Raw genomic sequence first — 13,305 nt, 5'->3', positions numbered from 1 at the left:
CGTACCCTTGCTGGTAGCTTTCCTGTTTAATCTTGTCTATTTGGGCTTGATCCATGGTCGCCTTAGTGGTGATAATCACCCGGCCCTGGGCGCCGTCCCAGTCCACCGTGGCTCCGGTGGCTTCGGATACCAGCCGGATGGGAACGTAGGTAACGCCGTCTACGATAAAGGGTTCCTTATCGGAAATCAGGGTTTTGCCGTTAACGACAATCTGCAAATTCCTGAAGATGGCTTTTAAAGTCTTGGTGCCGTCAGCCGCCCCAACGGGGGTCACGACCCATACCAGGAATACCAGTAAACTTAATAGGGCTATCATCCTTGCTCTCTGCCGCAAAATATCTTCCTCCTTTGGCATATTTTCCACTGGTATAGACTTCGACGCCCACCTTTTTGTTCCTTCCAGGATAAAATATTTCTCAACAGCAAAACAGCCACCCGGCGGTTAAACGGGTGGCACCGGACTGCAAGGCCGGTCGCTGAGATAAGCCTGGGCAATGCCCAGGTAGTATTCCGATTCCCGGATAATATGGTTGATGACCACCGCCGCTGTAGGATTTTCTTGCAGGGCGGCGCTCTCCTGCAGCAGGGTGTTGAGGAAGTTAACAAACACCCGGCTTTGCTGTGCGGTATTTTCGATTAAACGCCGGATTTCCCCGGCCAAAGCCGGGCTTACCGGGCAGTGGGCCCTGACCAGCCTTTCGATCAACTGCACAACGGTGTTTTCCATCTCCTGGAAGGACAGCTGCAGGTCTTGCAGCCGGTCAGCATAGGGCGCCTCCAAAGTAGGGACAATTTCCCTAATCACCACCGTATGCTCCGCTTCCTGTCTTTTCCAAAACCCCGCCTCTTCCAAGATCCGCAGGTGGTTTAGTTCCCCATAACACAACCCCATGGAATGTCTCCTCCATTTTCATACTCATTTGGCTTCCATCATATGCTCGCCGGCGGCGGTTGGTGACTGTGGGGAAACAAGGTGCCTGAAGAAGGAGCAAAAGAGCCTTGGGCCGGTTCAAGGCCCAGGCTCTTTTAATATGCCGGTGCTTTCTTAATGAGTCCACTCCAGTACCGTGATCTCAGGGCCGAGTTTCTTTTTCGTAGCGCTGGCAATGGCCTCGAAATGGGGACAGGGAAAACTCAAGGGCTTTCCTAAGCCCAGGCAGGAAGCCAGGGCAATGATTTCCGCCCCCTTGTCTACCAAAAGCTTCGCCCTGCTCACGGCCCTCTTCCCAGGGCAGCCGCCGCAGGAAACAAAACCGACGACCTCCACCGGGCCGGTTTCCTCAAAAGCTTGCTTCCCCTCTTTGGTAACTTTAAAACAACTGGTGCCCGGGCACAGGTCTTCCGTCTGCCGGCAGCGAATAATGCCTACTTTCTTCATACAGCCTTCACTCCTTGCGTTAACTTCTTGTCCCAAACTTGAACTGCCTGCGAAATCCCGGCAGGGATAACGTTAAGACAGTTCTCTCCCCCCTGGTCTTTTACCTTCTTCCCGGCGGAAAAACTAAAGTTTGATTTCCATATTATTCCTCGTTGCCATCAGGGTGTAAAGGGGATTGTCCCATGAACACCCTCCTGGATATTGACGATAAAACTCCCCTGTTACCTGCTCTCTTTGCCAAGGACCCGGAAATCGTCGCCGTTTTCCTATTCGGCTCCTACGGCACCGAATACCGGCATCCCGGGAGAGACATCGATTTAGCTGTGTATTTTTCCCGGGAGGTAAGCCCGGCCTTCGAAGCGGATCTGCCGGGAAGGATTGGCGACATCCTCCTTCTTTTTGTTTGGGAGGTGCTGGTGAAGCGCACAGCTTTTTACTCCACCTGAAAACCGGACCCGGCCCTTTACATGCTATACTTAGAGGTGGGGTGAGGGTTATGAGTATTGTTTTAATTGTGGAAGATGAAGATCCCATTCGGGAGCTCATCAAAATGAATCTGACCATGGCCGGGTACGATACCCTGGAAGCCGCCGACGGGGAGGAGGCCCTTAACTTAATAGACACGGGGAAGATCGACCTCGTCATCCTGGACCTCATGCTGCCCAAATACGACGGGTTTGAGCTATTGCCCAAAATTGCGAGCAAGGACATCCCCACCATCGTTTTGACCGCCAAGGACCGGCTGCAAGACAAGATCAAAGGCTTGGAAATGGGAGCCGATGATTACATCACCAAACCTTTTGAAGCCATCGAGCTTTTAGCCCGCATCAAATCCGTGCTGCGCCGGGCGGGGAAGGAGAAAAATAAAGCAATCATTGACGATGGTTTGGAAATCTACCTGGACCAGCGCAAAGTACTGCGCCAGGGGAAAGAAATAGAACTGACCTGCAAAGAATTTGACCTGCTGCGGATTCTGGTGGAAAACAAGGGCTGTGCCTTGTCCAGGGACAGGTTGTTGGAAGTGGTGTGGGGGTATGATTTTGAAGGCAACACCAGGACGGTGGATATGCATATCCAGCGGCTGAGGAGCAAACTGGGCACCGACAAGATCAAGACCATCTACAAGTTCGGTTACCGGCTGGAGGATTAACATGAAATTCGGCCGGAAAATTTTCATCCTCTGCCTGGCGGTCTATATCCTGTCCTTGTCGGTCACCAGTATCGTGGTAACGGAAAATACGTACCGGAATCTCCTTAACGAGGAGATTGAAAGAAGCCTTGAGGAAGAAGGCAACCTGCACTCCACGCTGCAGTTGTATTTAATGAGCACCCAGCCGCTGCAGGAAAGAATAGCATTAAAAGACTACAGTAAAAACCTGGTGGACCTGGTCAGTACCGATAGAAATTACTTGGAAATTTATGATGAGAACCTGGAGCTTCTCGCTTCCAATGCCCCCCGCGCTTGGTTTTATGAGCGGGTTGAACTTAAAGTAGCGCTGGAAGGTCACAAGAATTTCATCATCCGGCGGGAAGACGGCCGGCTATACTTGTTCGTATCCAACCTTTTGGAAATCGGCCAAGAAAAAATCGTTCTGGCCATGATTAGAGAGATAACCCACGTGGAGAAACACCGGTGGGACCAGTACTTGTTTTTCTTAAAAACGGGATTGGTGGGCTTGGCGGTGGTGGCCCTGGTAACCTGGCAATCCAGTATCTTTCTCTTAAGGCCTTTTCAAGAATTAACCGCCACGGCACAGAGTATTGCTTCCGGGAATTACCACGTGAGGACTAAAGTGAAGCGTAAAGATGAAGTAGGACTCCTGGCAGAACAATTCAACCTCATGGCGGAGGAAGTGGAACGGAAAATCAAGCAACTGGAAGAACAAGGCCAGCGCCAGCAGCTTTTTATTGACAATCTGACCCATGAACTCCGCACTCCCCTTACTTCCATTATCGGCTATGCGGACTTCTTGTTAAAAGCTAAATACGACCCGGCAGTCTTCCACAAAAGCTTGTTATACATCCATGCCGAAGGAAAACGTATTCTAAACCTGGCTAAAAAGATGATGGACTTGATCTTCATCAGGGAAAACCCTTTGCAATTGAAAGAAGAAGATGTGCTGGCAATCCTGGTGGAAGTGCAACACATCATGCAGGTGAAAGGGGAAGAAAAGGGCATCACCATCGAAGTCACGGGCTCACCGGCCCAGGTGCCGGTAGATAAGGAGCTGTTTAAGACGGCGCTGATCAACCTGGTAGATAATGCCATCAAGGCCAGTTCCCCCGGACAGAAGGTGATCTTGGGAGTGAAACAGGACAACCGGGGGACGGAAGTTTTTGTGGCGGATCAAGGAAGAGGCATGGATGAGGAACATGTCAGCAAAGTGACGGAACCCTTCTACCGGGTAGATCAATCCCGTTCCAGGAAAGAAGGGGGCATCGGGCTGGGACTGGCCCTGGTCAAGCAAATTGTAGAGAAACATAACGCCGGATTCGCCATAACCAGCAAAACCGGCGTAGGAACCACTATCCAGATCAAATTTGGAAAATAATTTACAACTATTTTACAAAGATGAGCCGTTTTATATATATTCCCCTGCTAGCATAACAGTTGCAAACACACCAAAGGAGGGGGATACCCGTGAAAAAGATTTTTGCGGTACTGCTGGTTCTGGCCATGAGTGCAGCCTTTGTGGTCGGATGCAGCGGCGGAGAAGAAGGAACACCGCCGGCGGAAAACCCGGCCGGGCAAGAAGAAGTGCAGGGCGAAGCCGGTACAGAGGCACAGGAAGAAGCAGCGGAACCGGCGGGAGAAGATAACCAGGCTGCTGCAGAGGTTGAAACAGAACAGGAGCAGTAACTACTGTCCAACACAGCGAAAGAGGTCCCCTTCAAAGGGATCTCTTTTTTTAACCTCTGTACCGTCTTGCCGGGGAATGGTACTATCAGGGGCAAGACGAGGCCGGCTGAAGGCTGCCACAAGCCGGGGAAGCTCTTTTATTTGCTAATTGATAAAGGTATAATTTAAACAGCTACAGGGAAAGGAACTGGCGTTATGACGAGAATCCCGCCCCTTGCCGCGTTTCTAATAGCCATTATACTGCTGGTCACCGGCTGCAGCCAAAATCCTGTCGAAGAAAATCAAATCTATGTGGTCAGCGATAACCAGTCTTTTCCGGAAGACGCTGACCTTTTGAATATCGAGGGGAGAATCCCTTTTCAAAAATACGAAAGTGAAGACCCGGCCCACTACTGCGAGCCGGGACAGGTACTCCTGTCCGTATCCCCCGGCGGGGAAGAAGTGTTCCTGATGGAGAAATCCCCCGGCGAGGGACTTCCTGATGTGATCCTTGGTGATCCGGCGGACCAGGTCAGAATCCTGCGCAAGAATGTGCAGACCGGAGAACAGAAAACCATTGTGGACGGGATCCCTTTCGTTTCTAAAGTCGCCTGGAGCCCGGACGGGAACCTGGTGGCCTTCGGCGGGGGAGAAAGGCTGACCATTTATGACCCGGTCAATGACCGCCTGGTCATGGAGGAAATACTCTCCATGGAAACCATCAGCGGCTTTTACTGGTCGCCGGACAGCAAGGATAAGCTTTATACCGAACAGCCGGACCTGGCCAACGCCAGCATCTACTACTTGTCTTCCCAGCGCAAGGTGGAAGCTTACGAGACCAGGGAGGAGACTTATTACAAAGGCAGGCTGGACAATGACTATTACTACGGTACCAAATGGGATTTTACTACCGGTCAAATGCAGACGGTGGTTTTGGATAAACACCGGAAGGTCATTAAAACCATCGGCCCCGGCCTCTTCCGGGATGCCTATCAGAAATCCCTGCTTTTAGGCAATGACCACGGCTTTGGGCTCTCCTATATCAAGGATATTACCCGGCCGGATCAGGTCGTTGCTTTAACCGACGAATACGTTTATGACGCTAAATTCGTAACAGGCGGGCAAATCGCCTATACCGTCCAAGCCGGCGATACAACAGGTAACGCTTTTTACTTGTATATCGCCAGCCCTGAGGGACGCCAGTTGAAACGGCTGAAAGTGTACGGCGGCCGGATCGCCCTGTCCCCGGACGGCACTTTTGGCTATGTCAACGGGCCGGTATGGCAAAGAGTAGATTTCGTGGATCACACCCTGGCCGAGGATAATCTCCCGGGTGCCGGGGCAGAAGTTAACTTAGCAGGTATCTATGAGACCATCAGGGGCGGTATGACCACCTATTATGAGTACCGGTTCAGGGGTAAACGGAACTGGGTGGATCTGGACAAATACTTTATTAACACAGACACCCCGGCCCAGTGGGCCCTGTTTGATATGGAAACCATTTTCCGCCGGGAAAACGGCAAACTCCCCGCCCCGCGGTATGCTCTAAACATTAGAGTCATGGACTTTCAACTCCACCCGGCCGGGGAAAGGGCAGCTTTTCGCATCCGGGTAAGCACCCGCAGCAGCGAAGGCACCGGGAAAGTAGTGGATTATGCCCTGGAATTAATCAAGAGCAGCGAACACTGGTATATCACCGGGTTCAGCACTTTTCCCGATTCCGAGGAGCGGCGCCTGGTGGAAGAGACCGTACAGGACATCATCACCGGCATCCAATTGGGCAACACCCTCTATGATGAGCTGCAGGATAAGCCCATGAAGATCGGGCAGGTGCAGTTTTGGAACAAAGGCATGAATTACTTTGCCCCGCTGGTGGCCAGGGCCGATGCGGTCAAGGTGTTTCTGCATACCGGCCCGCCGGGGGCAGGAGAAATCTATAAACTGGTGTTGGAAAAGACGGAGCAAATGGATTGGAAAGTGGTCAAGTTGACGCAGGAAGACCTGGGTGGATTATAATTTCCCGGAGGTGACACCAGCATGGCCGCCAATGCCCCGCTCACAAGTACAAAATACCTTTCCAGACCAAGGGTCAGGCCTCCTTTGAAGTGGGCCGGCGGCAAGCGCTGGCTTGTGCCGTACCTCCGGCCCCTTTGGGAACGCCACCGCCGCAGGCGGTTGGTGGAGCCCCTGTGCGGCGGGCTGGCGGTCACTTTGGGGCTCATGCCTGAACAAGCCCTCTTGAATGATGTGAACGTTCACTTGATCAACTTTTTCCGGTGGCTGAAACGGGGCCTGGTAATCGAGATTCCCATGGCTAATGACCGGGAAATGTACTATCGCTACCGGCATGAATTTAACCGGTTGATACAGGAAGGAAAAAGCAATTCCAAAGAAGCAGCCGAACTCTTTTACTACCTGAACCGGACCGGGTATAACGGCCTCTGCCGTTTCAACAAAAAGGGCATATTTAATGTGCCTTTTGGCAGGTATAACAGGATCAACTATATCCGGGATTTTACGGTATACAAAGAAGTATTCACTGCCTGGGAATTCACCAGCGGTGATTTTGCCGACGTACCCCTCCACCCGGAGGATTTTGTCTATGCAGACCCGCCTTACGATGTGGAATTTACCCAGTATGCCGCGCAAGGCTTTACCTGGCAGGACCAGGTACGGCTGGCGGAATGGCTGGCCCGGCATCCAGGCCCGGTAGTACTCTCCAACCAGGCCACCCGGCGTATCCTGGACCTCTACCAAGACCTTGGTTTTCAGGTGACGATCCTGCCGGCGCCGCGCATGATCAGCTGCACCGGCGACCGGACCCCGGCACTGGAGGTAATCGCCATGAAAAACATGTAAATACAAAAAGCACCCATCACAAAGGGTGCTTTTTTCGACTGGCGGAGAGAGTGGGATTCGAACCCACGGAGAGCCTTTTGGACCCTCACACGATTTCGAGTCGTGCGCCTTAAACCGGACTCGGCCATCTCTCCATGTCTTTCTTAACGTCTTAATTGAAAAAACTCTTTCAGCAAAGCTTTACATTCTTCCTCCCGGATGCCGGCTATCACTTCCACCCGGTGATTAAGCCTGGGATCCTGAACCAGGTTCACCAGGGATTCTACGGCTCCTCCCTTGAGGTCGGTGGCACCGTAGACCAGGGTCTTAACCCTGGCTTGCACGATGGCGCCCGCACACATGGGGCAAGGCTCCAGGGTCACATAAAGGGTGCACCCGTCCAGGTGCCAGGTTCCCAGCGCCTGGGCTCCCCGGCGCAAGGCAAGGATTTCCGCATGCGCCGTAGGATCCTGCCAGGTTTCCCTGCAATTATGGGCCCGGGCCAGGATCCGGCCCTCCTTCACCAGCACCGCCCCCACGGGAACTTCCCCCAGGGCGAAGCCCTGGCGGGCTTCCTCCAAAGCTATAGCCATGTAGTCATGATGACGCACAGCATCACCTGCAGGCAGGGAAGCCGTTTTCCCTGTTCATCTACCTGATTTATTATAACTAAAAAATCCCCGCCTGTCTATTAAAACCGCCCCACAAAAGGCCCAAGTTAATAATTGACAGGCGGCATCAGGGCTATTTCATGCGCAGGCTGAAAAAATGATGGTGGTTCAGCATACCGCCCAGGCTCAATCGCCTGGGCACTTTGACGTTACTGACCATCAATAGGGACAAGACCAGCAAGATGATAACCGAGATAACATTTAACACCGGCACCTTATGCACCCTAAGGAAGTTTTCATACACCAGGATATACACCGCCAGGCCGGCACCGGCCAGGGTAATGGGCAAGCCTAGAAAATAATCCCGGTAGTCGCCGGTATTGTACCTGGCCAGACGGAACGCACCGGCCAGGGGATAGACCGCCAAAAGTAAAAAAGCCGGAGCACCGGTGCCGGCCGGTTCCAAAGACCACAACAAGGCCACCGGAGCCAGCCCGAAAGTTACCAGGTCAGCAAAGGAGTCCATCTGTTTACCGAAGTCACTGGCAGCCTGCAAGTACCTGGCCAGCCTGCCGTCCACATAATCCAGCACGGCCCCCAACAGGATCAAAAGACAGCAGCCATTAACCGCCGCCCTCCCCTGATCCCCAATGACGAGAAAGATCACCGACAGGCCCAAGACCATATTGGTCACGGTGATGGCATTGGGCAAGTGTTTAAGAACAGGATTGTTGAAGCGGCCCATCCGGGTTTCCCTCCTTGCACAGGATTTTCCAAACCGCCACAAACAATAAGCTGAGGAGGACCACCAGCCAAAAAGTAATAAACCGGAATAGCACCGTAATCACTACCACATCGGCAGCCGGGAGACCCAAAAGCAGCAGCAAACCGGACATGGTGACTTCAAAACTGCCCAGTCCACCCGGTGCCACTGGCAGCATGGCGGCCAGGTAGGCCACCATGGCGATGCCGGCCAGGGTGAAAAGGTCCACCTCATGGGTAAAGACTCTCACCAGCAGCCAGAACTTCAGGGGAAACAGCAGCCAGATGAGGAAGGACAGGCCCAACTGCCGCCACCAGGCGCCCCGGTGCTGCCGGAAAACGGTCATGTGGGTCAAGATTTCCACCAGGAAAGAATTTTCATTTCTTTTCTTGAGCATGACCAGCATCCGGTCGGGATACAGGAGCGCTGCCATAAAAACCGTGATTAATAAAACCAGCGCCGTGTAAACCGTCCCTTTAACAAGGGCCGGCCCGTCAAAATAACTGATTTTGCCGGTGATATGGAATAGAGCGGCCAGGCTTAATAAGAAAAAGGAACTAAAACTGAACAGTTTCTGGATGGTCACCAGGGACACCGCTTTCGCGGCGGAATAACCGGCGATGTTCTTTAAAAGCAATACCCTGACCACTTCACCGCCTATCTTGGCGCCGGGAGTAATGGATTCCAGCAAAGTGCCCTGTGAGTTAATATAAAGCATTTTATTAAAACTCACGGGGGACTGGAGAGTTTTACCCAGACTGCACCACTGGCAGTTCAGCAGCAGTTGGGTAACCAGTTGCAGCAAAACCAAACCCAGTAAGGAGCTAAAGGGCACTTGCCGGATTGCCTTGCCTAAAGCCTGCCATTCAAGCTGAGGGGTGATAAGAAGGAGAAATAGCGCCAAAAGAATGATACCCAGTATCCTGTACATAACCCTTACCTGCTTTAACATAAAGTGCGGTACTGCCTATATTGCGGCTCCTGCCATGCTTGATCTGCCTGCAGCCGCGGAAGTAACTGAGATCAGGATCGCCGTAAAGACACTTCAGGGATACCTTCGGTAAGCGCACGAGGATCCTGGCTTCCGCCCGGCAGTTTTCCCGCACCTTTTGAAATACTTCCCGGAAGGGAGCCACTTGCATGGCCAAATGGATTACGGAGAATTCCCTTACATCCACATCCCGGCCGTTTTGACACCGGACCTGCACACCTGATTCTAAACCTAACCGGTGCACGATCCGGCATGCCCGGTCCACGCTGGCCGGGTCTTGATCAATAATCGTCACCGGTGCCCGGGTCAACTGATGGATAATGATGCCGGTAAACGGGCAAGGCCCCCCTCCGATGCATAAAACTTTGTCTTCCGCCCTAATACCGGCCAGGGCCGCTTCTTTTTGCACCACGGCGCGATAGTATAGATAGCCCAATTTGTACATTAAGCTGTTATGAACGGCCCAATCCTCTATGGTCCTGGTAAACCCGGTAAGCTGGTTTAAGGTGATCAACATCGCTCATTGCTCCTATATCAGATAAATAACAGCCCGATATGATTGATCATGCCTCCCAACAAAAACGCCGTCAGGGTAGTGGACAGAGCAATAACTACCGCCGTGAAGGTGCCGAATTCCTTGCTTAAAATACCGAAAACGGACAGGCACGGCAGGTACAGCAAAGCTACCGTACCCCCCACGAAAAGCTGGAGCGGAGTCAAATCCAACGCCAAAAGGGGCGCTGCCGCCATTTCCCGCCTGACAATACCTAGAATCAGGGCCATCACCGCTTCCCTGGGCATGCCCAACCAGCCTTGGACCAGGGGTTCAAAATAAACGGCAATAAAATCCAATAAACCTGTTTCCTTCAACAAAGCAGCGATGAATACGGCCAGGAGCATCGGCACTTCTGCTTCCGCCAGAAAATGCTTCATGCGGATGGACAGCTTCTTGAAATAAGTTTTGCGGTTCGGCATGAGCAGGTTCGGCACTTCGATGATCAGCGGATCCAACTGCCCTTTCAGAACTTTGCCGGTGACGACGGTAACCAGGACCAGAATGAACAGGGAAAACAAGTAAATAGCTGCCACCAAACCCATGGAGTGGCTGCCCAGTAGACTAATCAAAGCACCTGATTGGGAAATACAGGGCACGGCAAAACATACCGCCGTAGTAACCATGAGTCTTTCTTTCCTGGTGGTGGCCGTCCTGGTCCCGATAATCGCCGGCACGGCACAACCGTACCCCATCATCATGCTGATGATGCTCCCGCCCTGCAGCCCGATCTTGCGCATCAGGTTATCAAACATGACGCTGACCCGGGGGAGATAACCGGTATCCTCCAACAGAGAAAACACCACATAGAAGAGAAACACATAAGGTAAAACAAGAGCCAGAATCCATTCGAAACTAATCACAAAGATACCGTATTCACCGACTAGCACATTGAGCAGCATTCCCTCTGGCACAAAGGAGGTAAAAAGTGTTCTTAAGAAGGGAACGATTACTTGATTGACCAGGGGCAAAAGCAGCGCCGCCCGCAGCCCTTTGCCACCGAAGACAATAACCGCTAGACAAAGCAGCATCACCGACAGGGAAATAAAAATGCCGGGAAAAGGCCGGATCATCCATTCCCCTAGGCGATCCAGAAAGCTGAGTTTTTGTTCTTGTTTGCTTTTTCTCACCCGGGCGGTGATTTCTGCCGCCCTGTCCCAAAGACTGATTTCCTCAGCGGCGGCCGCCCCACACCCACACTCACTGCAGCCGCAGGCGCAACCTTGCGGCGCCCGGCCTGCCAGCACCTCCTCCAGGGCAGCCTTTAATTCAGGGAAACCCTGCTGCTTCACGGCAACGGTGGGAATAACGGGAGCACCCAACTCCTGGGCCAGGAGTTTGACGTTTATTTCCGTCCCGTGTCTTTGAGCCACATCCATCATGTTCAGGGCATAGATCGTGGGAACCCGGTAACGCTGCAATTCCAAGGCCAGCTTCACGTTCCTGGTCAGGTTGGTGGCATCCAGCACACAGATAATGGCGGCGGCACCTTGTGCCAGGATTTTCAGGGCTACCGCCTCCGCCTCTGAGGATGCTTCCAGGGCATAGACGCCGGGCACATCGACCAGGGTATAAGTCTCGTTGTTGATGGTGAGTTTGCCTTCCAAGTAAGACACGGTAGTACCGGGGTAATTGGAACTGATGGCATCCACTCCGGTCATCCAGGTGAAAAAGACACTCTTGCCGACGTTAGGATTGCCCATGAGTAAGATGGTCTTGTGAGGATTGCCGGGACCGCTGCCGTAGTTCACGTCATGACAACTGCTCACGGGCCGTCATGCCTCCTCGACGATGATCTGTTCGGCAATATCCTTGCCGAGGGCAATTTCCCTGGCATCCACCACTAAGAGCACCGGACCGCCCAGCCGGTAAGTGCGCTTTTTATAAACCTGACTGTTTTTTCTAATACCCAGACTTTTTAGTAAACTTATGTTCGGAACGTCACGCACCACATAGTTTTTGTTGTTCGGCGCATGATAGACGGACGATCTTACCGGCCGCTCATACTTAAGGGCAAGATTGATACTCATACTGCTCCTCCCCCTTTTCCTCTCAAACTGAATTTATGTTTAACTAATAAACTTAGTCTGATCTAATTTTGTTTGTAGTATATAACATCTTTTTCCCCCTGTCAATAATCCCCCAGAAAAAAAGTCCCAAGGCTTCAAGCCTTGGGACCGGTACGGATGGTGTTCCCGGCGGGATTCGAACCCACGACCTACCGCTTAGGAGGCGGTTGCTCTATCCAGCTGAGCTACGGAAACATATCGAGTTTTAATCTTTCTCTAAAGTGAAATAAAGACTAGAAGTCATGGCGAAATACCTTGTCACTCCTAGCCGTCTGCTACTGTTTTGGTAGTCATCGTGTGGCGCGCCCGGGAGGACTCGAACCTCCAACCTCCTGATTCGTAGTCAGTTACTCTATCCGGTTGAGCTACGGGCGCGTGTGGCGGAGAGAGAGGGATTCGAACCCTCGATACAGGTTTTAGCCCGTATAATCGCTTAGCAGGCGATCGCCTTCGACCTACTCGGCCATCTCTCCGCGGAATCAATGCAAAGATAGTATAGCACAACAAAAAAAAGAAATCAATCATATTAGATTGTAATTCTTAGGAAAAATGGCGGAGGGGGTGGGATTCGAACCCACGGCCCCTTGCGGAGTCACTGGTTTTCAAGACCAGCTCCTTAAACCACTCGGACACCCCTCCAGCGGTATCCTTGGGTAAAGCAGAGATAAGTATACCATAAGCCTGAGGGCGATGTCAATGTCAGGATAACCGGTTTACATGCGCTCCTCCTGCCCGGCACCATGGCAGCTCTCCCCTTTTACCGGAAAGCAGTACTTGTTCACCGCCAGGGCCACCACAATACCGGCTGCATTATCAATGATGCGATTCACGGCATACATGAAGGGCGACAGCAGCTGCTGGGTATCGCTTAAATTGATGACTACGGACAAAAACACGACGCAAGCATTCACAATGGCTCCTTTAAGGCCCAACAGGTTAAAAAGGTAAATGAGTAAAACAATGCCCAGGCTTACAACGACGGCTTCCACGGCCTGAAAGCTCAACCACTCCATGACCGAGTTCTTGAAGTACAAGAACGGAATACCCAAAAGGCCCCCGGCCGCCGTGCTGATCATCCGCTCCTTGCCCGTTTGGTAGGAACTTTCCATGGTATTGCTCAGGCAGATCACCACGGAAATGCAGGCAAAAAAAGCGTAGGGCCTTTGGAGTATACCGTACAGCAAGATGCACAGGAATACTCCCAAGGCCGTTTTTATGTTGCGTAAACCGATGCCGGGCAGTTTCATGGATTCTTTGGACATG

16 protein-coding genes and 5 tRNA genes are annotated in these 13,305 nt (G+C 52.3%); 6 read left to right on the top strand and 15 right to left on the bottom strand.

The features are described from left to right. From GXX34_04725 to GXX34_04715, 3 genes are all read right to left on the bottom strand, one after another. Window positions 1-334, bottom strand: a 334-nt coding sequence (locus GXX34_04725; protein HHW06823.1) for a copper amine oxidase N-terminal domain-containing protein, incomplete at its 3' end; no start/stop codon positions are given. A gap of 108 nt (window positions 335-442) precedes the next feature. Next, window positions 443-892 carry a DUF2935 domain-containing protein gene (locus GXX34_04720; protein ID HHW06822.1) on the bottom strand — a complete coding sequence of 150 codons (450 nt, stop codon included), beginning with the start codon at window positions 890-892 and terminating at the stop codon, window positions 443-445. Window positions 893-1,045: 153 nt separating this feature from the next. After that, on the bottom strand, window positions 1,046-1,378 hold the full coding sequence (locus GXX34_04715; GenBank protein ID HHW06821.1) for a CGGC domain-containing protein: 333 nt from the start codon (window positions 1,376-1,378) through the stop codon (window positions 1,046-1,048). Between the two features lie 182 nt (window positions 1,379-1,560). Here GXX34_04715 and GXX34_04710 point away from each other — a divergent pair, with 182 nt between their 5' ends. From GXX34_04710 to GXX34_04685, 6 genes are all read left to right on the top strand, one after another. Beyond that, window positions 1,561-1,824, top strand: coding sequence for a nucleotidyltransferase domain-containing protein (locus GXX34_04710; protein ID HHW06820.1), 264 nt, complete (start codon window positions 1,561-1,563; stop codon window positions 1,822-1,824). Window positions 1,825-1,874: 50 nt separating this feature from the next. Continuing rightward, window positions 1,875-2,528, top strand: a complete 654-nt coding sequence (locus tag GXX34_04705) for a response regulator transcription factor (protein ID HHW06819.1) — start codon at window positions 1,875-1,877, stop codon at window positions 2,526-2,528. A 1-nt stretch (window position 2,529) separates the two neighbouring features. Further along, window positions 2,530-3,930, top strand: a complete 1,401-nt coding sequence (locus tag GXX34_04700) for a HAMP domain-containing histidine kinase (protein ID HHW06818.1) — start codon at window positions 2,530-2,532, stop codon at window positions 3,928-3,930. An 89-nt stretch (window positions 3,931-4,019) separates the two neighbouring features. After that, window positions 4,020-4,238 carry a hypothetical protein gene (locus tag GXX34_04695; protein HHW06817.1) on the top strand — a complete coding sequence of 73 codons (219 nt, stop codon included), beginning with the start codon at window positions 4,020-4,022 and terminating at the stop codon, window positions 4,236-4,238. Window positions 4,239-4,433: 195 nt separating this feature from the next. Next, window positions 4,434-6,233, top strand: a complete 1,800-nt coding sequence (locus GXX34_04690) for a WD40 repeat domain-containing protein (protein HHW06816.1) — start codon at window positions 4,434-4,436, stop codon at window positions 6,231-6,233. A gap of 21 nt (window positions 6,234-6,254) precedes the next feature. Next, entirely contained in the window at window positions 6,255-7,076 is an 822-nt protein-coding gene (locus GXX34_04685) for a Dam family site-specific DNA-(adenine-N6)-methyltransferase (protein ID HHW06815.1), read from the top strand. A 39-nt stretch (window positions 7,077-7,115) separates the two neighbouring features. Here the strand turns inward: GXX34_04685 and GXX34_04680 are convergent. From GXX34_04680 to GXX34_04625, 12 genes are all read right to left on the bottom strand, one after another. Beyond that, window positions 7,116-7,210 (bottom strand) — tRNA-Ser (locus GXX34_04680). A 9-nt stretch (window positions 7,211-7,219) separates the two neighbouring features. Beyond that, window positions 7,220-7,666 carry a nucleoside deaminase gene (locus tag GXX34_04675; protein HHW06814.1) on the bottom strand — a complete coding sequence of 149 codons (447 nt, stop codon included), beginning with the start codon at window positions 7,664-7,666 and terminating at the stop codon, window positions 7,220-7,222. Window positions 7,667-7,799: 133 nt separating this feature from the next. Then, window positions 7,800-8,411 carry a CDP-diacylglycerol--serine O-phosphatidyltransferase gene (locus tag GXX34_04670; protein ID HHW06813.1) on the bottom strand — a complete coding sequence of 204 codons (612 nt, stop codon included), beginning with the start codon at window positions 8,409-8,411 and terminating at the stop codon, window positions 7,800-7,802. Continuing rightward, window positions 8,383-9,360: a flippase-like domain-containing protein gene (locus tag GXX34_04665; protein ID HHW06812.1), complete on the bottom strand. Its 978-nt coding sequence runs from the start codon at window positions 9,358-9,360 to the stop codon at window positions 8,383-8,385. Before GXX34_04665 ends, GXX34_04670 begins: the two co-directional genes overlap by 29 nt. Beyond that, the gene (locus GXX34_04660; GenBank protein ID HHW06811.1) at window positions 9,296-9,937 is read right to left on the bottom strand and encodes a hypothetical protein; all 642 of its coding nucleotides are present in this window, start codon (window positions 9,935-9,937) and stop codon (window positions 9,296-9,298) included. The genes GXX34_04665 and GXX34_04660 overlap by 65 nt, the downstream gene beginning before the upstream one ends. Before the next feature lie 17 nt (window positions 9,938-9,954). Continuing rightward, window positions 9,955-11,676 (bottom strand): ferrous iron transporter B, encoded by a 1,722-nt coding sequence (locus tag GXX34_04655; protein ID HHW06810.1) that lies wholly within the window; start codon window positions 11,674-11,676, stop codon window positions 9,955-9,957. Between the two features lie 72 nt (window positions 11,677-11,748). Further along, a complete protein-coding gene (locus GXX34_04650; GenBank protein ID HHW06809.1) occupies window positions 11,749-12,003 on the bottom strand; it encodes a ferrous iron transport protein A in 255 nt (84 codons plus the stop codon). A 157-nt stretch (window positions 12,004-12,160) separates the two neighbouring features. After that, window positions 12,161-12,237 (bottom strand) — tRNA-Arg (locus GXX34_04645). Between the two features lie 103 nt (window positions 12,238-12,340). Continuing rightward, window positions 12,341-12,417 (bottom strand) — tRNA-Arg (locus GXX34_04640). Window positions 12,418-12,420: 3 nt separating this feature from the next. Continuing rightward, a tRNA-Ser gene (locus tag GXX34_04635) sits at window positions 12,421-12,515 on the bottom strand. Between the two features lie 77 nt (window positions 12,516-12,592). Then, window positions 12,593-12,681 (bottom strand) — tRNA-Ser (locus GXX34_04630). A 74-nt stretch (window positions 12,682-12,755) separates the two neighbouring features. After that, the gene (locus tag GXX34_04625) at window positions 12,756-13,304 is read right to left on the bottom strand and encodes a hypothetical protein (GenBank protein ID HHW06808.1); all 549 of its coding nucleotides are present in this window, start codon (window positions 13,302-13,304) and stop codon (window positions 12,756-12,758) included. Window position 13,305: the final 1 nt, after the last annotated feature.

This window comes from Clostridia bacterium (genome assembly GCA_012840125.1).
In the GTDB taxonomy this organism is placed as follows: domain Bacteria; phylum Bacillota; class DULZ01; order DULZ01; family DULZ01; genus DULZ01.
This window is presented reverse-complemented; position numbering and strand designations above follow the sequence as displayed.

Bases quoted from the DNA above. Each gene is read 5' to 3' on its own strand.
- GXX34_04655 (HHW06810.1), bottom strand. From the start codon at position 11,676: ATGGGCAATCCTAACGTCGGCAAGAGTGTCTTTTTCACCTGGATGACC.
- GXX34_04625 (HHW06808.1), bottom strand. From the start codon at position 13,304: ATGTCCAAAGAATCCATGAAACTGCCCGGCATCGGTTTACGCAACATA.
- GXX34_04715 (HHW06821.1), bottom strand. From the start codon at position 1,378: ATGAAGAAAGTAGGCATTATTCGCTGCCGGCAGACGGAAGACCTGTGC.
- GXX34_04665 (HHW06812.1), bottom strand. From the start codon at position 9,360: ATGTACAGGATACTGGGTATCATTCTTTTGGCGCTATTTCTCCTTCTT.
- GXX34_04650 (HHW06809.1), bottom strand. From the start codon at position 12,003: ATGAGTATCAATCTTGCCCTTAAGTATGAGCGGCCGGTAAGATCGTCC.
- GXX34_04720 (HHW06822.1), bottom strand. From the start codon at position 892: ATGGGGTTGTGTTATGGGGAACTAAACCACCTGCGGATCTTGGAAGAG.
- GXX34_04700 (HHW06818.1), top strand. From the start codon at position 2,530: ATGAAATTCGGCCGGAAAATTTTCATCCTCTGCCTGGCGGTCTATATC.
- GXX34_04685 (HHW06815.1), top strand. From the start codon at position 6,255: ATGGCCGCCAATGCCCCGCTCACAAGTACAAAATACCTTTCCAGACCA.
- GXX34_04710 (HHW06820.1), top strand. From the start codon at position 1,561: ATGAACACCCTCCTGGATATTGACGATAAAACTCCCCTGTTACCTGCT.
- GXX34_04690 (HHW06816.1), top strand. From the start codon at position 4,434: ATGACGAGAATCCCGCCCCTTGCCGCGTTTCTAATAGCCATTATACTG.
- GXX34_04660 (HHW06811.1), bottom strand. From the start codon at position 9,937: ATGTTGATCACCTTAAACCAGCTTACCGGGTTTACCAGGACCATAGAG.
- GXX34_04705 (HHW06819.1), top strand. From the start codon at position 1,875: ATGAGTATTGTTTTAATTGTGGAAGATGAAGATCCCATTCGGGAGCTC.
- GXX34_04670 (HHW06813.1), bottom strand. From the start codon at position 8,411: ATGGGCCGCTTCAACAATCCTGTTCTTAAACACTTGCCCAATGCCATC.